Origin of the sequence: Amycolatopsis regifaucium (assembly GCF_001613935.1) — a bacterium.
Classification (GTDB): Bacteria; Actinomycetota; Actinomycetes; order Mycobacteriales; family Pseudonocardiaceae; genus Amycolatopsis; species Amycolatopsis regifaucium.
Genome location: NZ_LQCI01000009.1, coordinates 369,937 through 387,977, shown reverse-complemented (window position 1 = coordinate 387,977; position 18,041 = coordinate 369,937). Strand labels below are relative to the sequence as shown.

Annotated in this window: 16 protein-coding genes; 7 read left to right on the top strand and 9 right to left on the bottom strand. The window is 67.8% G+C overall.

Translation table 11 applies throughout. The features are described from left to right. Positions 1 to 73: 73 nt before the first annotated feature. Entirely contained in the window at positions 74 to 739 is a 666-nt protein-coding gene (locus AVL48_RS11655; protein WP_341865680.1) for a flavin reductase family protein, read from the top strand. Here AVL48_RS11655 and AVL48_RS11650 read toward each other — a convergent pair. Both AVL48_RS11650 and folE read right to left on the bottom strand, forming a co-directional pair. After that, positions 688 to 3,240, bottom strand: coding sequence for a P-loop NTPase fold protein (locus tag AVL48_RS11650; protein ID WP_061982467.1), 2,553 nt, complete (start codon positions 3,238 to 3,240; stop codon positions 688 to 690). The genes AVL48_RS11655 and AVL48_RS11650 overlap by 52 nt on opposite strands. Positions 3,241 to 3,333: 93 nt before the next feature. Continuing rightward, complete coding sequence (gene folE, locus AVL48_RS11645) at positions 3,334 to 3,930, bottom strand: GTP cyclohydrolase I FolE (protein ID WP_061982468.1); 597 nt, start codon at positions 3,928 to 3,930, stop codon at positions 3,334 to 3,336. A gap of 119 nt (positions 3,931 to 4,049) precedes the next feature. Between folE and AVL48_RS11640 the strand changes: the two genes are divergently transcribed. Further along, complete coding sequence (locus AVL48_RS11640) at positions 4,050 to 4,781, top strand: helix-turn-helix transcriptional regulator (protein ID WP_061982469.1); 732 nt, start codon at positions 4,050 to 4,052, stop codon at positions 4,779 to 4,781. A gap of 4 nt (positions 4,782 to 4,785) precedes the next feature. Here the strand turns inward: AVL48_RS11640 and AVL48_RS11635 are convergent, their stop codons facing one another. After that, positions 4,786 to 5,238, bottom strand: coding sequence for a carboxymuconolactone decarboxylase family protein (locus tag AVL48_RS11635; RefSeq protein WP_061982470.1), 453 nt, complete (start codon positions 5,236 to 5,238; stop codon positions 4,786 to 4,788). 267 nt (positions 5,239 to 5,505) lie between these two features. Then, positions 5,506 to 6,882, bottom strand: coding sequence for a cytochrome P450 (locus AVL48_RS11630; RefSeq protein ID WP_061982471.1), 1,377 nt, complete (start codon positions 6,880 to 6,882; stop codon positions 5,506 to 5,508). A gap of 106 nt (positions 6,883 to 6,988) precedes the next feature. Here AVL48_RS11630 and AVL48_RS11625 point away from each other — a divergent pair, with 106 nt between their 5' ends. The 4 genes from AVL48_RS11625 to AVL48_RS11610 all read left to right on the top strand — a co-directional run bounded on the left by AVL48_RS11625 (position 6,989) and on the right by AVL48_RS11610 (position 9,670). Beyond that, on the top strand, positions 6,989 to 7,603 hold the full coding sequence (locus tag AVL48_RS11625) for a TetR/AcrR family transcriptional regulator (protein WP_061982472.1): 615 nt from the start codon (positions 6,989 to 6,991) through the stop codon (positions 7,601 to 7,603). 10 nt (positions 7,604 to 7,613) lie between these two features. Further along, complete coding sequence (locus AVL48_RS11620; RefSeq protein ID WP_061982473.1) at positions 7,614 to 8,531, top strand: NAD-dependent epimerase/dehydratase family protein; 918 nt, start codon at positions 7,614 to 7,616, stop codon at positions 8,529 to 8,531. A gap of 89 nt (positions 8,532 to 8,620) precedes the next feature. Beyond that, positions 8,621 to 8,965 carry an MmcQ/YjbR family DNA-binding protein gene (locus AVL48_RS11615; RefSeq protein WP_037304923.1) on the top strand — a complete coding sequence of 115 codons (345 nt, stop codon included), beginning with the start codon at positions 8,621 to 8,623 and terminating at the stop codon, positions 8,963 to 8,965. Between the two features lie 291 nt (positions 8,966 to 9,256). Then, positions 9,257 to 9,670, top strand: a complete 414-nt coding sequence (locus AVL48_RS11610; protein WP_061982474.1) for a RidA family protein — start codon at positions 9,257 to 9,259, stop codon at positions 9,668 to 9,670. 452 nt (positions 9,671 to 10,122) lie between these two features. On the opposite strand, the gene abc-f is transcribed toward AVL48_RS11610, so the two are convergent. The 5 genes from abc-f to AVL48_RS11585 form a co-directional block, all read right to left on the bottom strand. Then, entirely contained in the window at positions 10,123 to 11,742 is a 1,620-nt protein-coding gene (gene abc-f, locus AVL48_RS11605) for a ribosomal protection-like ABC-F family protein (protein WP_061982475.1), read from the bottom strand. 232 nt (positions 11,743 to 11,974) lie between these two features. Then, entirely contained in the window at positions 11,975 to 13,378 is a 1,404-nt protein-coding gene (locus tag AVL48_RS11600) for a GH1 family beta-glucosidase (RefSeq protein ID WP_177242318.1), read from the bottom strand. A gap of 2 nt (positions 13,379 to 13,380) precedes the next feature. Further along, positions 13,381 to 14,268, bottom strand: a complete 888-nt coding sequence (locus AVL48_RS11595) for a carbohydrate ABC transporter permease (protein WP_143104809.1) — start codon at positions 14,266 to 14,268, stop codon at positions 13,381 to 13,383. Next, positions 14,265 to 15,254 (bottom strand): carbohydrate ABC transporter permease, encoded by a 990-nt coding sequence (locus AVL48_RS11590; protein WP_061982477.1) that lies wholly within the window; start codon positions 15,252 to 15,254, stop codon positions 14,265 to 14,267. Before AVL48_RS11590 ends, AVL48_RS11595 begins: the two co-directional genes overlap by 4 nt. Before the next feature lie 3 nt (positions 15,255 to 15,257). Further along, positions 15,258 to 16,559: an ABC transporter substrate-binding protein gene (locus tag AVL48_RS11585; protein ID WP_061982478.1), complete on the bottom strand. Its 1,302-nt coding sequence runs from the start codon at positions 16,557 to 16,559 to the stop codon at positions 15,258 to 15,260. A 198-nt stretch (positions 16,560 to 16,757) separates the two neighbouring features. Between AVL48_RS11585 and AVL48_RS11580 the strand changes: the two genes are divergently transcribed. Then, positions 16,758 to 17,804 (top strand): LacI family DNA-binding transcriptional regulator, encoded by a 1,047-nt coding sequence (locus AVL48_RS11580; protein WP_082857613.1) that lies wholly within the window; start codon positions 16,758 to 16,760, stop codon positions 17,802 to 17,804. Positions 17,805 to 18,041 lie beyond the last annotated feature (237 nt).

Sequence of the window (18,041 nt, the reverse complement as noted above, 5' to 3'; positions counted from 1 at the left end):
GACAGTTACTACGTCAGCGGCCGCGACCGCGCACACCCGTATCGAGCCTGGAATTCTCTACTTCGGCACCCCGGTGGTGCTGCTGTCGACGGTCGACCAGGGCGGGGCCCCGAATCTGGCTCCGATGTCGTCGGCGTTCTGGCTCGGCTGGCGGGGCATGCTCGGCTTGGGCGCGAAATCCAAGACGGCGCAGAATCTCATGCGCAGTGGTGAATGTGTTCTGAATCTCCCTTCCGACGATCTGGCCGCCGCCGTCGACAGGCTGGCCCTGACCACCGGGTCGGACCCCGTCCCGGCCCGCAAGTACGAACGCGGCTACCGGTACGAAGCCGACAAGTTCGGCCGGGCCGGGCTCACCCCGGTCGACTCGGAGACCGTCCGGCCGCCACGCGTGGCGGAATGCCCGGTGACGATGGAGGCCGTCGTCGAGGCCGTCCACCCGCTCGCCGAGGACGACGAAGCGCAGCGCGGCGGCGTGCTCGTGTTCGAGGTGCGCGTGCAGCGGGTCCACGTCCACGACGACATCCGGATGCCGGGCACCGACGACCGGATCGACCCCGACCGGTGGCGGCCGCTGATCATGAGCTTCCAGAAGCTTTACGGCCTCGGCCCGCAGGTTCATCCGTCGACACTGGCGAAGATTCCGGAGCGCCTCTACCGGGGGCCCGACATCGAGCGGTCACGGGTTCAGTCGTCGCGGGAGAACGAGAACCGGTTCACCAACGGCAACCAGCGTTGATAGGACGCGGCCCGTTCCGGCCACGATTCGCCGGACAGGCCGCGTTCGAGCTTCGGCCGTAGTTCGTGGTCGTTCAGCGACGACACGCTCTCCAGCGCGCTGTCGTCGGGATCCGTCCCGTCGAGCGAGGCGAAGAACCCGGCGACCGCCTCCGGATGCCCGACGAGTACCGAAAGCAGTACCAGCACGGCGCGGAACGGTGCTTCGCGGACGCCGCCGTCGAGGAACTCGGCCAGTTCGTCGCCGCCGAGGCGCGCCCGCAACAACCGATACAGGTTCAGGAGCCGTTTCGCGGCCCGCGGCGACCGCACGAGCGGGGCCAGCGTGGCCAGGAAGTCCAGTTCCGCCGGTGAGATGATCAGACGAGGAGGTCGGAGGTCTATTGTGGACTGTTCGGACGACGGTCCGGTTGTTTCCTCGCGACGAGGAGCCGGCACAGCCGCGGCCGGAGCGTTCGCCTCGGTGGGCCGATCCGGTCCGGCGGGAGCGGCCGCCGGCGTGGCGTCCGGATCCTCCGTGGCGGCGAGCCCGCGCACGAGCCCCGCGAACCCTGGCTCGTCCATGGGGGACAACGTGACCGGCACCTGGAAGATCTTCTCCAGGTAGTTCTCGGCGAAGGCTTCCGGATCGTCGCCGAGCATCTCCTCGTAGTGCTGCTCGACGGCCTTCTTCAGCCAGCGGGAGTCGACGCCCACCACGACGACGAACACCGGCAGCGCCAGCAGGAGATGGATGGCTTCGAGGACCTGGACGACGACCTTGGGCGGGCAGCGGTCGAGGTCGTCGATGTAGAGCACGGTCCGTTCGATCTTCCCCGAACCGTGCGGTACCTCGGCGAGCATGGTCGCGAACGTTTCGAGATCCTTGCGCAGCAAGGAAACCACGCCCAGATGTTCGAGGTAGTCCGAGACCCGGGACTCGGCGAACGACACCAGATCCAGCCCGGGCGCGAGTTCGGTGACCGCCTTTTCGAGCCGGTCGGATTCGGCGTCGAGTTCGGCGAGCCGCCGGTCGGTTTCGACGTCTTCTTCGGACGGACCGCCGAGTTCGTCGAGCGCCTGGTGGATCCGGTCGGCGCTGGCGCGCATCCGCAGGACGACGGTCAGCGCGGAACTCACCACGGTGAGCCCGCCGAGTACGCCCGACACCTGTGACTGGCCCAAGAGAAGCGTGACGATCAGTACCGTCACCAGCCCACCGATCAGCACCAGCAACGGAACCGGATCCTGCCGCAGCCGTCGCCAGAACTCGGCGACGTCCGAGCGCAACCCGCCGGTTTCCTGTGCGAGGCGTTCGAGATCTTCGGCGGTCGGCCGCTCGACGCCGAGCCGGGAGGCGATCCAGGCCTTGTCCGCGTCGGTGAGACTGTCGAAGACGGCGCGGACGTACTCGCGAGGCTTCCTTCGCCGTCGCTTCGCCTGCTTCTGTTGGGCTGTCAGAGTCCGTCGTTCGAGGCGGACGGCGCTGAGCCTGCCGAGGAGGGTCTTCTCCGCCTTGCGGCGTTCCGCGAGCGCGTCGGCTTGGCGCTGGAGGTCGTTTTCGGCGCCACTCGCGGCGAGGTTGTCGAAGATGTGTGTGGCGAGACTGGCGAGAAGGTTCGCTTCGCTGTAGTGCCAGGCGTTGAAGCTGATCTGGCGGACGCTCGAACAGTAGGACGACACGGACTTGCCGTGCGCTCCGGCCGCGATTTCGGCCTCCCGCGCGGAATCGGCGAGTTCGCGGACGCGCAGTCGCATCTGGCGCATGAAGAAACTCTTGCCGGAACCCCAGCTGCCGAACAGGCCGATCGACAGGGGAGGGGTGATCATCCGGGAGACGACGAGGTCGGCGAGCATTCGCACGTCGGATCCGATGCCGAGGCGGTCGACGCCGTCGTCGGTGTCGGGCCGGTAGTCGGCGACGTGGGCGGCGAACGGAAAAGGGACCGGGTTTTCGATCGGTCTCGATGGCTGTTCCTCACCGTTGAGGCCGGCGAGCTGCCCGGCCTTACGGAGAGGCGCCGCCCCGGGGAACATCTGATCCGCGACGAAGCGCTCACCGCCGGAAAGATCGGCGCCGAGCCGCACGACCGAAGGACGAAGAAGATCGAGGGCTTCCCGCATTCCGGGGTTCTCGTACCGGTCTTCCCGGAGGACCCCCAGTGCTCGGCGAGCCGGGTTCCGCCCGAGCCAGACCGCCAGGACCCGGGACAGTCGGGGAAAGGTCTCGTCCAGCTCGTTGTCCAGCCAGACGACGGCGGCCGCTGGTCCCCGCGGTTGAGCGAGGTCGGTGCTCGTCGGCTTGATGACCAGTTCGTAGTCGGGAATCACTGCCAGCAACGCTTCGTAGGCGGTCCGTCGAGCTCCGGAATTGTGCTCGTAGACGAGTACGGTGAACGGGGCGGCCGACAGTGCGGCCCGGATCTCCCGGTCGGCGTCCCGTGGCAGGTAGGGACGCAGATCTCCGCCGAGTGGCTGGTTCTTCAGCAGAACCAACGGATCCACGTCGCGTACCAGCACCATCCGTGCTCCCCTCCCAAGGACGAACGGAAGGGCAGTCTAGAGGGCGGCCACTCAGTTGAGGGTCGAATGCCGCCTACGTGGAGGAACCCGCTGTCAGCCGTTGATGCGGGTGAGGGCGAAGAACTCCTGGCGCGACCGGGCGTCTTCGCGCAGCGTGCCGAGCAGGGTGGAGGTGACGGTGCTCGATCCGGTCGCCTGGACACCGCGCAGGGTCATGCACGAGTGTTCGGCCTCGATCACCACGCCGACGCCACGCGGGTCGAGTTGCTGGTCGAGCCAGTCGGCGACCTGTTTCGTGAGCCGCTCCTGAACCTGCGGGCGGCAGGCGAAGTGCTCGACGATCCTGGCCAGCTTGGACAAGCCGAGGATCCGCTCGCCCGGCAGGTAACCGACGTGCGCGACCCCCACGAACGGCAGCAGGTGGTGTTCGCAGACCGATCGGACGGGGATGCCCCTGGCGAGGACGAGTTCGTCGTAGCCCTCGTCGTTGGGGAAGGTCGTGAGGTCGAAGGAGCGCGGAGTGAACAGCTCCGCGTACGCGCGCGCCATCCGGCCGGGGGTGCCGCGGAGGCTCTCGGAGTCCAGCGAAATGCCCAATGCGGTGAGGAGATCGGCGGCCGCGGCTTCGGCGGCCGCCAGGTCCGGTCCCGGCCCGGGTTCGTGCACGACGCGCAAGGCGGGAGTGGACATAAGGCCTCCTAGGCTGACCGCGATCCCAGTGCTATTCGACTAAAATCTTTTGGCGTTTTGGCGCCTGCCGGTTCAGCCTACATGCTAGATCCCTGGTCCAAGATGTTCCGCCGGTTGAGATGGGCGATATCGTGGTGTACGTGACAGTGTCCGACCCGGACGGCCTCGACGCCACCGCCATCGCCGCGGTGGCGGCGCTCGACGACGACCTGCGCCGCGGTATGTACGCCTTCGCCCGGCGCGCGCGGCGTCCGGTGACGCGGGACGAGGCGGCGGCCGCGGTGGGGATCTCCCGGAAGCTCGCCGCCTTTCACCTCGACAAACTCGTGGCCGCCGGGCTGCTCCGGTTCGGCTTCGCGGCGGGCGCGGCGACCAAAGTGGGGCGTAAGCCCAAGGTCTACGAACCCGTCGACGAAGCCGTCCAGGTGCAGCTTCCCGCGAGGCGGCACGAGATCCTCGCCGGAATCCTCGCCGCGGCCGTGCTCGCCGAAGGGTCCGGTGAACCGGCACGGGACGCCGTGCTGCGGGTCGCGGGGGAGCGTGGCCTCGCCCTGGGTGAGGAGGAACGCGCGCGGACCCGGCCGGGCAGGCTCGGCGTGGAACGCGCCCTTACTGTGGCCGAGGGCATGCTTCGCCGCTTCGGTTTCGAGCCGAGCCGGGACACCCAGACCTGTGTGCGGCTGCGGAACTGCCCGTTCCATCCGCTGGCTGCCGAGGCCCCCGAGTTGATCTGCGGCCTCAACCAGGCCTTCCTCGCCGGTTTCCTGACCGGCGTGCGCGCCGGGAACGTGGAGGCCGTCCTCGCTCCCGGAGCGGCCGAGTGCTGTGTGGAACTGCGCCAGGCCAGATGAGCCCTCAGGCGGCGCCGGCGATTTGCCGGGTGGCGACGTTGAGCCGGTTCCAGGTGTTGATGGCGGCGATGGAGAGGACCAGGCTAGAAAGCTGCTTCTCGTCGTAGTGACGAGCGACCTCGTTCCAGACCTCGTCGTCGACCGGGTCGGCCCGGTCCGCGATCCGGGTGAGGGCCTCGGCCAGTGCGAGCGCCGCGCGTTCGGCGTCGGTGAAGTAGGCCGTGTCCCGCCACGCCGCCACGGTGAAGATCCGCTCGTCGGACTCACCCGCCTCGCGCAGTTCCTTGGTGTGCATCTCCAGGCAGCCGCTGCAGCCGTTGATCTGGCTGGCGCGAACGTGCATGAGGTAGTGCGTGGTGGTCGGGACACCGGTGTCCCCGGTGGACTCCGCCAGTGCGATCAGGGCCTTCAGCGTGGCTGGGTTCGCCATCGCGGGGTTCGGGATCCGAGCGTTCATGTTGTTCTCCTTCGAGGTCCCCGTCTTGCTTTCACCGCACTGACGGATCCCGGACGAAGAATGTGACCGGGTACTACCAAGGCACCACTCCACCAGGCAGATCGAGGAACTGGAGACCCCGCGCGCCTGCCTGCGCTTCGAGGACGTCGACCACGGCCGGGATCGACGCCGTCGCCGGTCCGATCGTCTACCGCGCCCTGATCGGCGCGATCATCCCCGCGGTCTGGTGGACGACCTCTCCGAAGACCTGCTCGAACCTCGCGAGGGCTAAACGGTCACGGTCGCGCGATCGCGGAGTGAGACGTCGAGGGTGAAGCCCTCCGGCTTGAGGGTCAGCAGTTCCTGCACCTTCAGCCGGTAGGCAGGGTCGCCGCGGAGGTCGTACCGGCTCAGCAGCATGCCGAGTACCAGCGTCGCCTCGTGCAGGGCGAACTGCCGTCCGATGCAGGCCCGTTCCCCGGTGCCGAACGGCTTGTAGACATGCGCCGGCCGGGCACGATTGCGATCCGGGGTGAAGCGGTCGGGATCGAACGCCTCCGGATCGGCTCCCCAGACGGGATCACGGTGCAGGGCGGGGATCAGGACGAGCGCCCACTGTCCCTTCCGCATCGGGTACCGGCCGCCGACGACGGTGTCCACCCGCGCCTGGCGCGCGAACGCCGGCGCCGTCGGCCAGAGCCGTAGTGCCTCGTCGAGTACGCGCCGGACGTAACGGAGCTTGGCGACCTCTTCGTAGGACGGGTCCGGATTCTCGCCCCAGACCTCGTCCACTTCGGACTGGGCACGGGCGAGCACGTCCGGATTCCGTGCCAGGTAGTACAAAGCGAACGACAGCGCGCCCGAGGTGGTCTCGTGCCCGGCGATCAGGAAGGTGATGATCTGGTTCCGGATGTTGACCTCGTCCAGCGCTTCCCCGGTGCCCGGCTGCGTGGTGTTCAGCATGAGGCCGAGCAGGTCGTCGGTGCTCGGGTCGTCCCGGCGCGCCTCGACGACCTCGTCGACGACGGACCGGAGGAAGGTCAGGTCGGCTTCGTTGCGTTGGTTCGCTTTCCGGTTGAGGAGCGGCCCGATGACCGGCGGCTGGATCACCGTCCGCTGCGCGTGCCGCAGCGTGCGGACCATCGCGGCGACGAACGGATGCGGTTCGGCGCGTTCGAACGACGAAAAGCTGTAGCCGAAGCCCGTCCGGCCGATGGTCTCCAGCGTCAGCTTGGTCATGTCGCCCGAGACGTCGACCTCGCCGCCCCGGTCCCAGGTGCCCAGCAGTTCGCGGGTGATCGCCAGCATCGTCGGGTGATAGCGCCGCATGGCGTTGCGGCTGAAGGCGGGCGCGAGGATCTCGTGCGCGCGCCGCCAGTTCGGCTCTTCGTTGTGCGCGGTGAACAGCCCGTCGCCGCCGAGCGGGCGCAGGTTCGAGATCGCGGGCGTGACGTGTTTCGCGAACCGTTTCTCGTCGGAGAGGTCGGCGACCAGTTCGGCACCGTGGACGAACACGATCTCGCGGCCGAACACCTTGCGTTCGAACACCGGGCCCAGTTCGGCGGCGTGCCGCATCGAGTCCTGGACCGGGGTCTTCGGGGAAACACCGAGCACGTCGCCGATCAGGGGGATCCGGCGCGGGGGATGAGGGAGAGCGGTGACCATCGGGCCCCTCCAGGTGAGCAGTGGTGAATCCGAACGCTGTTGAATCGGCATCCAATAGTGAGCGTGGCCCGTTACTGAACTCGTGTCAAGTAAGTACGATGACCGGATGGCGCCGAGTACCTCCGGAAGGTCCCGCAGCAGGCTGAGCACCGCCGAGCGACGGGAACAGCTGCTGCGGATCGGCGCCCGCCTGTTCGCGGAGCGGCCGTACGACGACGTGTGGATCGAGCAGGTCGCGGACATCGCCGAGGTGTCGCGGGGCCTGCTCTATCACTACTTCCCGACGAAGCGGGACTTCGTCACCGAGGTCGTCAAGGCCGAGGGCGAACGGCTGCTCGCCATGACCAGGACCGATCCCACGCTGCCGGTCGCCGACCAGTTGATCGCGGGGCTCGACGCGTACCTTCGCTACGTCGAAGCCAACAAGGACGGCTACCGGGCCCTGCACGCGGGCACGTCGATCGCGGTGGACGACGTCCGGGAGATCCTGGACCGCAACTTCGCCGAACAGGGCCGCCGGATCCTGGCGGTGCTGTGCCCGGACAGCGAACCGCCGGAGACGCTGCGCGTCACCGTCCGGGGCTGGCTGGCGTTCGTCGTCGCGGTTTGCCTCGACTGGCTCAAGTACCAACGGCTGACCAGGGACCAGACCCGCGATCTGTGCGCCAAGGCGCTGCTCGACATCGTCGCCGCGTCACCGGACGTCCAGATCGATCTGTAGGGGGTCGGATATGAAGGTTTTCGTCACGGGAGGAACCGGGGCGATCGGCGGCCACGCCGTCCCCGCGCTGATCGAAGCGGGCCACGAGGTCACCGCACTCGCCCGTACCTCGGGCAAGGCGGCGGTTCTCGGCTCGCAGGGTGCGAAGCCGGTCATCGTCTCGCTCTTCGACCGGCACGCGCTCGGTGAGGTGTTCGCCGGGCACGACGCCGTCGTCAACCTGGCGTCGTCGCTGCCATCGATGTCGCGCTTCCTCTCGGCGAAAGCCTGGGCGCACAACAAGAGGATCCGCGCCGAGGGTTCGGCGGCGGTGGTCGACGCGGCACTCGCGGCGGGCGTGGGGCGCGTGATCCAGGAGTCGGTCAGCATGATCTACCCGGATCGCGGCGGCGAATGGATCACCGAGGACGTCCCGCCCGACCACTATCCGCAGGCACTGGGGAATCTGGCCGCGGAGGCGAACGCGCACCGGTTCACCGAAGACGGCGGGACCGGGGTCGTCCTGCGGTTCGGCTGGTTCTACGGTCCCGGCGCGGCCCACAGCGAGCAACTGCTGGCGCAAGCCCGGCGTGGGATCGGCGTGGCGCTGGGGCGGCTCGACGGCTATGTGTCCTCGATCCACCTGGCCGACGCGGCGAGCGCGGTCGTCGCCGCGTTGGCGGTGCCCGCCGGAACCTACAACGTCGTCGACGACGAACCGCTGACCAAACGCGACTACACCGCGGCCTTGGCGGCCGCCACCGGGAAACGGCAGTGGATCCGCGGCGCGGGCCGGGCGGCATCGCTGCTCGGCGACCGGCTGACCTCGCTCACCCGCTCCGTCCGGGTCAGCAACACCGCGTTCCGCGAGGCGTCCGGATGGGTGCCACGCTATCCGAGTGCCCGTGAAGGTTGGCTCGCCACAGCGGAAGCGCTCCGCGCCCGCTGAGCCCGCCGACAGGCTCCTGATCTTGTCGGTCTGTCCACCTAGACTGTGGCGGCCGGGTTTTTTGGGGGCAGTTGCGTTTGGGGTTCAGGATGGGTGTGCCGAGCGACGAGTTCCACCGGATGCTGGAGAAGCTCGCCGACGTCGAGCGGTCCGACGCGACGGAGTGGGAGTCGTACAGCGTGCGTGGCAAGCGATTCGGCTACTACTGGCCACGCACCCAGACAGTCGGTCTGAAACAGACGCTGTCGGAACAAGAGGCTCTCGTGGCCGAGCGGCCGGACGTCTTCGAGGTGCAGTTCACCGCGGGAGGATTCGGCTGGGTGGTGGTCCACCTCGACGGTCTCGAGTCCGATGAGCTGAACGAACTCGTTTACGAGGCTTGGCGGCTGTCCGCTCCCGAAGAGCTGGTCGAGCAGGTTCCGCCACCCTGTTGAGGGTTGCTGCTTTCGGGTGTTGACGTGGGTCACTGTTCCGGCTGGAACATTCGGCGCGTGTCCGCGTTGTACAGGGTGTCGATACGGATGGTGCCCCCGGGCCTCACCCTTCGCCTTCATGGAATACCGGTCCGGCCGGAGCCATGTCGTGCCTTTCGCCGAGAGGCGGCCCACCGTATCGGCCCTAAGCTCCCGCCTCCGCTCGCAGGTAACCCCCAGGCCTTCGCTGAGCGGGGGCGGGTCTATTCGGGGCAATGCCGCGCTCCGAACGCGGATGTGGATCATTGAAGAATGAACTCACGTCGTTGGAACCCTGAAGAGGTCGCGTCGCCCGTCGGGCGGTACAGCCACCTGGCCACTGTCCCGCCGGAGTGCGAGATCGTCTTCCTGTCGGGACAGCTCGGCGTCCTCCCGGACGGCAGCCTGGCAGGCCCGGACGCGGAAGTGCAGGGGCGGCAGATCTTCGCCAACATCGAAGCCCTGCTGACCGCCGCCGGTGGTGAACCGCGGCACCTCGTGAAACTGCTGACGCTCGTCGGTGGAACCGAGCACCTGGCCGGCTACCGCACCGCTCAGGCGGAGGCCTTCGGGCGATGGTTCCCGGAAGGGGATTTCCCGGCGCAGTCACTGGCTGTGGTGGCAGCGCTGGCGGCGCCGGAGTACGCCGTCGAAGTGGAAGCCGTGGCGGCTATTCCGCGCGGGTGACGATGTTGTCTGTTCCCTTTCACCGGTAAGGGTTCGGGCGATGTAGGTCACTTGGTCGCGGGGAACGTTCGGTGGGTGTGGGCGTTGTAATGGGTGTCGGTACGGATGGTGCCCCCGGGCCTCACCTTTTGCCTTCATGGAATACCGGTTCGGCCGGAGCCATGTCGTGCCTTTCGCCGAGAGGCGGCCCACCGTACCGGCCTTGAACTCCCGCTTCTGCTCGCAGGTAACCCCCAGACCTTCGCTGAGCGGAAGCGGGACCTTTTGTTCAGGGGAAAGATCTCGTGGGCATGGTGAGGGGCCGTCGCCTTCGTGCGCTCCTCGGGTCAAGCTGGCTTAGGTCGCTGGGCTTCGTCGCCGGTTGGCCAGTGGGGACGTAGTGAAGGCCTCCTTTACTACCTTGAGGGTAGGGAAGGAGGCCTTCACGGACTTCGCCACTCGCGACCGCACGCTTACCCCTCGCGAAGCACTCCATCGGCCAACCGCACCCGTCGATCCACCTTGATCTCCTTCAGGAACCGCTCATCGTGGCTCACGACCACGAAAGCTCCCTGATAGGCGCCCAGCGCGCTCTCCAGTTGCCCGACACTGACGAGGTCGAGATTGTTCGTCGGCTCGTCCAGCAGGAGCAGCTGTGGTGCGGGCTCGGCGAACAACACGCACGCCAACGTGGCCCGAAGCCGTTCTCCGCCGGAGAGCACACCGACGGGAAGCTGGCTGCGCGCGCCCCGGAACAGGAACCGGGCGAGCAGCGTCATCCGCTGCGATTCGGGCAGGCCGGGGGCGAACGCCGCGAAGTTCTCGGCGATGGTCCGGTCCAGGTCGAGCAGATCCAGTCGCTGGGAGAGGTACGCGATCCGGCCCTCGGACCGTTTGATCACCCCGTCGGATGGTTCGAGATCGCCATTCAGCACCCGCAGGAGCGTCGACTTCCCGCTGCCGTTGCCGCCGGTCAGCGCGATCCGCTCGGGGCCGCGGATCGTCAGGTCGACACCGGCGCCCACGAAGACGTTCTGGTCGCCGTAGCGGACCTGGATGCCTTCGCCGTGGAACATCGTGCGTCCCGCCGGGACGTTGGTGCCCGGCAGGATGAGCGCGATTTTCTGGTCGTCGCGAAGGGAGCGCTCGGCCTCGTCGAGGCGGTTCTTCGCTTCGCTCACCCGCGCCGCGTGCGTCTCGTTCGCCTTGCCCGCGGATTCCTGCGCGTTGCGCTTCATGGTCCCCGCGAAGATTTTCGGCAGACCGGCGTTGCCGAGGTTGCGGGCCGCGTTGCCTGCTCGTCGCGCGGCGCGTTCGCGGGCCTGTTGCATTTCCCGCTTCTCGCGTTTCACCTCCTGCTCGGCGCTGCGGACATTGCGTTCGGCGACCTCCTGCTCGGCCTTCACCGCCGCTTCGTACTGGGTGAAGTTCCCGCCGTGATAGCGCAGGTCGCCGCGGTCGAGTTCGGCGATCCGGTCCATCCGGTCGAGCAGTTCACGGTCGTGGCTCACCAGCAACAGGCAACCGGACCAGTCTTCGAGTACGCCGTAGAGCTTGTGGCGGGCATCGAGGTCGAGGTTGTTGGTCGGTTCGTCCAGCAGCAGGATGTCGGGTCGTTTCAGCAACTGCGCCGCCAGCCCGAGCGAGATGATCTGCCCACCGCTCAACGTGCGCAGGCTCCGGTCGAGCGCGATGCCATCGAGACCGAGCCGGTCGAGCTGGGCGCGGGTGCGTTCCTCGATGTCCCAGTCGTTGCCGATGGTGGTGAAATGCTCGTCGCTCGCGTCGCCCGATTCGATGGCGTTCAGTGCCGCGAGCTGCGGCGCGATGCCCAACACCTCGGACACGGTCAGTGTGCCGGTGAGCGGCAACGACTGCGGCAGGTACCCGAGCACGCCCTGGGTGGACACGGTTCCGGTGAGCGGTCGCAGCTCGCCGGCGATCAGTTTGAGCAGCGTGCTCTTGCCCGCCCCGTTGGGCGCGACGAGCCCGGTGCGGCCGCCGGGCACGGTGAAGGACAGGTCGTCGAAGACCGGCGTGTCGTCCGGCCAGGCGAAGGACAGGGCGGACACGACGACGAAGGCGTCTGACATGGAGAAAGACCTCGCGGAGAAAGCGGGCGCCTCAAGGCAGCACCGCGGTGGACGTGGCGTTGAGGGTACGACGAAATGGCCACCTCGGCGCTACCGCCGGTGGCCTGCCAACTCCGGCTCACCCGGAGATGTCGTCTTCACCTGCCACGTCTGGTCTCCTCTGCGTTGATCAGGTCCGGCTCCACGATAACAAATCCGGTCGGAGCCCGCCCGGGCTCCGACCGGAGGTGGCTCAGCTCAATCCGTTGAGGCTGATCGCCCTGGCATACCAGAGCGCGCTCTGCTTCGGCGTCCGCTGCTGGGTCTCGTAGTCGACGTGCACGAGCCCGAACCGCTTGGCGTACCCCTCGGCCCACTCGAAGTTGTCGAGCAGTGACCAGTAGAAGTAGCCGCGCAGGTCGACACCCGCTTCGATCGCCTCGTAAGCGGCGCGCAGATGCGAGTCGAGGAAGGCGATCCGGTCGGTGTCCGCGACGTCCCCGCCGATCAGGGTGTCCGGATAGGACGCGCCGTTTTCGGTGATGTACAACGGGATCGGCCGGTACTCCCGGTGGACCCGAAGCAGGCATTCGGTGAGTCGCGAAGGCTGGACCTCCCAGCCGGAATCGGTGCGCGGCGCCGCTTCGTCGGGGACGAAATGGACGCCGGGGACGCCGAGCCAGTCGGGTCCCGCCGGTTCGCTGCCGGGCCGGGGCGTGCCCGCGACCTGGTAGCCGCGGTAGTAGTTGATGCCCAGCCAGTCGATCGGGGCGCCGATGGTCGCGAGATCGCCCTCCCGCACAAGCGCTTCGATGCCGAGCGGGGCGAGGTCGGCGAGCATGTCGTCGGGATAGCCGCCGTTCAGCACCGGGTCGAGGAAGAGCCGGTTCTGCAGGCCGTCGATCCGGCGTGCGGCTTCGACGTCCACTGTGGACGACGGGTCGGCGGCGGAGACCGGGTACAGGTTCAGCGTGATCCCCGAGGACGCCGCCGGGGCGTGCGCTCGCAGGACGTCCATCGCGAGCCCGTGTCCCAGCAGGAGATGGTGCGTGGCGGCGACCGCGGCGGCGGGCTCCTGCCGCCCGGGGGCGTGGATCCCGCCCGCGTAACCGAGCATCGCGGCGCACCACGGCTCGTTCAGGGTCGACCAGTTCGTGACCCGGTCGCCCAGCCGCGCCACGATCGTTTCGGCGTACTCGGCGAACCGGAACGCGGTCTCGCGCGAAGTCCAGCCCCCCTCGTCCTCCAGCGCCTGGGGGAGATCCCAGTGATAGAGCGTCGCCCAGGGCTGGATCCCGGCTTCGAGGAGCCTGTCGACGAGCCGGTCGTAGAAGGCGAGTCCCTGCGGATTCGGCGCGCCGCCGTCGGGGCGGATCCGCGGCCACGACAGCGAGAACCGGTACGCGCCGAGGCCGAGCTGCCGCATGAGGTCGACGTCCTCGGCGTAGCGCCGGTAGTGGTCGGCGCCCGGTTCGCCGGTGTCGCCGCCGACGACGGCGCCGGGACGGCGGGCGAAGACGTCCCAGATCGAGTCGGTCCGGCCGTCGGTGGCGGTGGCGCCTTCGACCTGGAAGGCGGCGGTGGCGGCGCCCCACACGAATCCGGGCGGGAACAGCAGCGCGGTCTTCGCCCGGACACTGTCGGGATGAGCGGACATGGTCACCCTTTCACGGCACCTTGCATGATCCCGGCCACGATCTGGCGGCCGAGGAGGAGGAAGACGATGAGGATCGGGATGGTGGCCAGGGTGGTCCCGGCCAGCACCAGTGAATAGTCGACGTAATAGCCGCTCTGCAGCTTCTCCAGTGCCAGCTGGACGGTGGGATTGCCGGCGTCCAGCACGACGAGTGGCCAGAGGAAGTCGTTCCACGAGGTCATGAACGTGAACATCGCCAGGATCGCCGCGGCCGGGCGGACCGCGGGCAGGCAGACGTTCCAGAAGATGCGGATCATGCTGCATCCGTCGACCCGCGCCGCCTCGATCAGTTCGTACGGCACCGCGTCCAAGGTGTACTGACGCATCCAGAACACACCGAACGCGGTCACCAGGTTGGGCACGATCACCGACTGCAGCCCGCCCGCCCAGCCGAACTCCGACATCGCCATGAACAACGGGATGATGCCGAGCTGGGTCGGGACGGCGAGGGTGATGACGATGAACACGAACAACCCGTTCCGGCCGCGGAACCGCAGTTTGGCGAACGCGAATCCGGCGAGCGAGGAGAACAGCACCGTGGTCAGGGTGACCGTGCCGGAGACGATCAGGCTGTTCGCGAGCGCCTTCCAGAACGGCACCGTGTCGAACACCCTGGCCGCGTTGGCGAAGAAGTTGCCGCCCGGCAGGAACGGCGGGACCCGTTCGGTGAGCATCCCGCTGTCCCGGCTGGCGACCAGGAACGACCAATAGAACGGGAAAAGTGAGCCGAGCACGAAGATCGCCAGCACGATGTAGGTCGAGCGGCGTGGTTTGCCCAGCGCGGAGACACTCCGCTTCAGCCTGCCGTGCGCGGGTGTACTGGTTTCGAGTCCACTGTGGAGGAGGGTCATTTCTTCTTCACCGCCGGGGTCCGGGCGAGCCTGCCGGTGAGAAAGAAGTTCACCAGCGCGATCAGCACGATGATCACGAACAGCACCCACGCGATGGCCGAGGCGTAGCCGAGTTCGTAGTTCTCGAAGGCCGTTTGGTACAGATACAGCGTCACCGTCTGGAACTGGTTGGACGAGCCGCCGTTGTTCGACCCCGGCATGGCGTCGAACAGTTTGGGCTCGGTGAAGATCTGCAATCCGCCGATCGTCGAAGTGATCGTGACGAAGATCAGCGTCGGCTTCAGCAACGGCAGGGTGATGCTGAAGAAGCGGCGTGCCGTGCCCGCGCCGTCGATGAGGGCGGCCTCGTGCAGTTCCTTCGGGACGGCCTGCATGGCCGCCAGCACGATCAGCGCGTTGTATCCGGTCCAGCGCCAGTTCACCATGATCGCGATCGCGACGTGACTGCTGAACCGGCCGGCCTGCCAGTCGACGGGATCGAGGCCGATGGTCTGCAACAGGCCGTTGACCAGGCCGTATTTCGGTCCGAACAAGTTCGCGAAGATGATCCCGAGAGCCACCAGGCTGGCGGCGTAGGGGAGCAGGATGCCGACGCGCCAGCCGGTCGCCCCGCGCAGCCTGCTGCTGAGCAACGCCGCCAGCGCCACGGCGATGATCAGCTGGGGAACGCTGGAGAGCAGGAAGATGCTGACGGTGTTCTCGAGCGCGTTCCAGAACTGCGTGTCCGAGAACAACTCCTTGAAGTTGTCCAGCCCGATGAAGTCAGGATTGTCGTCGCCCGCCTCCCAGCTGAACAGTGACACGTATGCCGTGTAGAGCAACGGGAACAACCCGACGATCCCGAACACGATGAAGAACGGGGCGATGTAGAGGTAGGGCGAGACCTTGACGTCCCACCTGCTCAGCCGGTGCCGGAGGGTGGGCCGGGGCGATTCGCGCTCCCCGGCCTTCCTCCCTTCCGGCGCGATCTTGTCGACGACGGTCATCGGTCAGCGCGTGATCTTCTTCGCGGCGTCGAGCAGTTGCGTCCAGCCCTCGTCCGCGGACTTGCCCTGTTCGACGGCCTGCAGCGCCGGGGTCGACGCGTTCTCCTGGATCTGACCGTCGCCCGGGCCCTTGTACTGCGGCTTGGCGACCTTCTTGGCCTGCTCGGCGAACAGCTGTCCGACCTTGGTGTCGCCGAAGTAGGCGTCGGTCTCGCTCAGCAGTGCCGGGTCCTCCAGCGCCTTGACCTGGCTGGGGAAGGTGCCCTTGGCCTTGAACGCCTTGAGCTGCTGTTCGGGCGCGGTCAGCCACGCGGCGAGCTCGGCCGCCTCTCTCGGGTGCTTCGACTGCGTCGGCACGGTCAGGTACGAACCGCCCCAGTTCCCACCGCCACCGGGGAAGGCAGCCGTGACCGCCCACTTGCCGGCGTTCTCGGGGCCGGAGTGCTCCTTGATGACGCCGAGCATCCACGCCGGGCAGACCTTCGTGGCGAAGGCGCCCTGCTTGAAACCGGAGTTCCACTCGTTGCTGAACGCGGTCAGCTTGGCGGACTGTCCTTTCGCGACGGCGGCGGTCACCTTGGTCCAGGCGTCCTTGATGCCCTGGTTCCCCTCGACCGCCAGCTTGTCGTCATTCCCGATGTAGCCGTTGGGAAGCTGGTTGACCATGGAGTTGAAGTTCTGGGCGGCCGAGTCGAACCACGCCTTGCCGCCGGTCTTGGCGACGTACTGGTCGCCCGCGGCGAAGTAGCTGTCCCAGGTCGCGAACAGCGGTTTGACCGCTTCGGGATCGGTCGGCAGACCGGCCGCCTGGAACATGTCCTTGCGGTAGCACATCGCGAGCGGCCCGATGTCGGTGCCGTACCCGATGACCTTGCCGTCCTTGGTCTTCGCCGCGTCGTACTTCCAGCCGAGCCAGCGGTCGGGGGAGGCGTCCGCCGGGCCGATCTTGGGCAGGTCGTTGAACTTCGAGCCCTTGTCGAGGACGTTCGACAGGTGCCCCTCCTCGACCGCGGTGACGTCGGCGAGGCCGGAGCCCGCCGCCAGCTTCGTGATCAGATCCTGGTGGTACGGCCCGCCCTGGCCGGTCTTGCGGTGGGTGATCTTGATGTTCGGATGCAGTCGTTCGTACTCGGGAATCAGGTCCTCGTAGCCGAACTCGGTGAACGTCGCCAGCGTCAGCTCGACCTTGGCGTTCGGGTCGGAGGCGGCGGGTGTCCCGCCGTCGTCGCTCCCGCACGCCGTCACGCCGAACGCCGTCATCGTGATACCCAGTGCCAGCACCAGGCCGTTCCGGATGCTTCTCACGTGTCAAACCCCTTGCCGATGGGTGGGAACGCCCGCCGTCCGACCAGAAAATGGGAGCGCTCCCAGAGGATGCGCAGAGTCTGTCGCCACCCTTTGGTCGTGTCAAGGGCTTGTAATCAGAGCGTTTCCATCAGGGGAGCGCTCTCAGCGTTTTCGCCGCCGGAGATTAAGCTGTCGGTGTCCGGGTGGTGCTGAAGAGTGAAGGTGACGCGGGTGGGTCCTCGACCAGGGGAAGACGAGCGGCCGACGTTGGAAGACGTCGCCGCGTCCGCCGGGGTCAGCCGGTCGACGGCGTCTCGCGCGCTCAACGACGACGGCTATGTCAGCGCGCGCTCCAGGGAGAAGGTGCAGGCCGCGGCCCTCGCGCTCGGCTACTCCCCGAACCAGGCGGCCCGGTCGCTGGTGACCCGGCGGACCGGCGCGGTCGCGGTCGTGCTGTCGGAGCCGGAGGCGCGCCTGCTCGACGACCCGTACCGCACCGCGGTCATGCGGGCCGGTTACCGTGAACTGGCCGACATCGGCTGCCAGATGGTCTTGATCTTCAGCGACACCCGGGAGGACCTCGACCGCACGGTGCGGTTCCTCGACGGAGGGCACGTCGACGGCGTGCTGGTGTTCGCGCCGCACCGGACCGACCCGCTGCCCAAGGCGTTGCGCCAGCTGAGGATCCCAGTGGTGTACGGCGGACAGGCCGCCGGGCTCAAACGCGGTGTCCACGTCGTCGACTTCGACAACGAGGGCGGCGCGAAGCTGGCTGTCGCGCATCTGGTCGACGCGGGTCGCCGGCGGATCGCCACGATCGCGGGACCGCAGGACCAGAGCGCGGCGATCGACCGCCTCTCCGGCTGGCGCAAGACCCTGCTCGACGCCGGACTCGATCCGGGGGACCTGGTCGAGGAGGCCGACTTCACGCTCGCAGGTGGCGCGCGGGCGATGGCGAACCTGCTCGAGCGGCGCCCCGACCTCGACGCCGTCTTCGTGGCCAGCGACATGATGGCCCTCGGCGCGCTCCGGACCCTGCACGCGGCCGGGCGGCGGATCCCCGCCGACGTCGCCGTCGTCAGCTTCGACGACAACGCGACGCTGGCGCCGGAGATGGACCCGCCGCTGACCTCGGTGCACCAGGACCCGCGCGAGCAGGTCCACGCGATGGTCGAGACGCTGCTGGCGGTGATGGACGACCGGGATCTCAAGCCCCGTCAGCAGATCCTGCCGGTCTCCCTCACCCATCGCGCCTCGAGCTGAACCGGGTGTCGGTAGCGGGTCGGCTGAGCTCCTTCCCCAGTACATGATGGCCCCCTTCCTTGCGCCTAGCGCAAGGAAGGGGGCCATCATGTACTTCACGCGAGAGTAGGTACCTAAGAGAGGCTTCCACCTGCAGCGGGTTCAACCGGCGGCCCGGCCCGTGACCCGACTGTGACGGAAAGTCCTCTTGACCCTGTCCGTGTTATCGCTAACACTTGCGACACTCGTCACCCGGCG

Coding starts and splice junctions, on each gene's coding strand:
- AVL48_RS11625 (WP_061982472.1), top strand. CDS start 6,989: ATGGCGCCGAGTACCTCCGGAAGGTCCCGCAGCAGGCTGAGCACCGCC.
- AVL48_RS11600 (WP_177242318.1), bottom strand. CDS start 13,378: ATGTCCGCTCATCCCGACAGTGTCCGGGCGAAGACCGCGCTGCTGTTC.
- AVL48_RS11650 (WP_061982467.1), bottom strand. CDS start 3,240: ATGGTGCTGGTACGCGACGTGGATCCGTTGGTTCTGCTGAAGAACCAG.
- AVL48_RS11635 (WP_061982470.1), bottom strand. CDS start 5,238: ATGAACGCTCGGATCCCGAACCCCGCGATGGCGAACCCAGCCACGCTG.
- AVL48_RS11630 (WP_061982471.1), bottom strand. CDS start 6,882: ATGGTCACCGCTCTCCCTCATCCCCCGCGCCGGATCCCCCTGATCGGC.
- abc-f (WP_061982475.1), bottom strand. CDS start 11,742: ATGTCAGACGCCTTCGTCGTCGTGTCCGCCCTGTCCTTCGCCTGGCCG.
- AVL48_RS11620 (WP_061982473.1), top strand. CDS start 7,614: ATGAAGGTTTTCGTCACGGGAGGAACCGGGGCGATCGGCGGCCACGCC.
- AVL48_RS11610 (WP_061982474.1), top strand. CDS start 9,257: ATGAACTCACGTCGTTGGAACCCTGAAGAGGTCGCGTCGCCCGTCGGG.
- folE (WP_061982468.1), bottom strand. CDS start 3,930: ATGTCCACTCCCGCCTTGCGCGTCGTGCACGAACCCGGGCCGGGACCG.
- AVL48_RS11640 (WP_061982469.1), top strand. CDS start 4,050: ATGGGCGATATCGTGGTGTACGTGACAGTGTCCGACCCGGACGGCCTC.
- AVL48_RS11590 (WP_061982477.1), bottom strand. CDS start 15,254: ATGACCGTCGTCGACAAGATCGCGCCGGAAGGGAGGAAGGCCGGGGAG.
- AVL48_RS11595 (WP_143104809.1), bottom strand. CDS start 14,268: ATGACCCTCCTCCACAGTGGACTCGAAACCAGTACACCCGCGCACGGC.
- AVL48_RS11615 (WP_037304923.1), top strand. CDS start 8,621: ATGGGTGTGCCGAGCGACGAGTTCCACCGGATGCTGGAGAAGCTCGCC.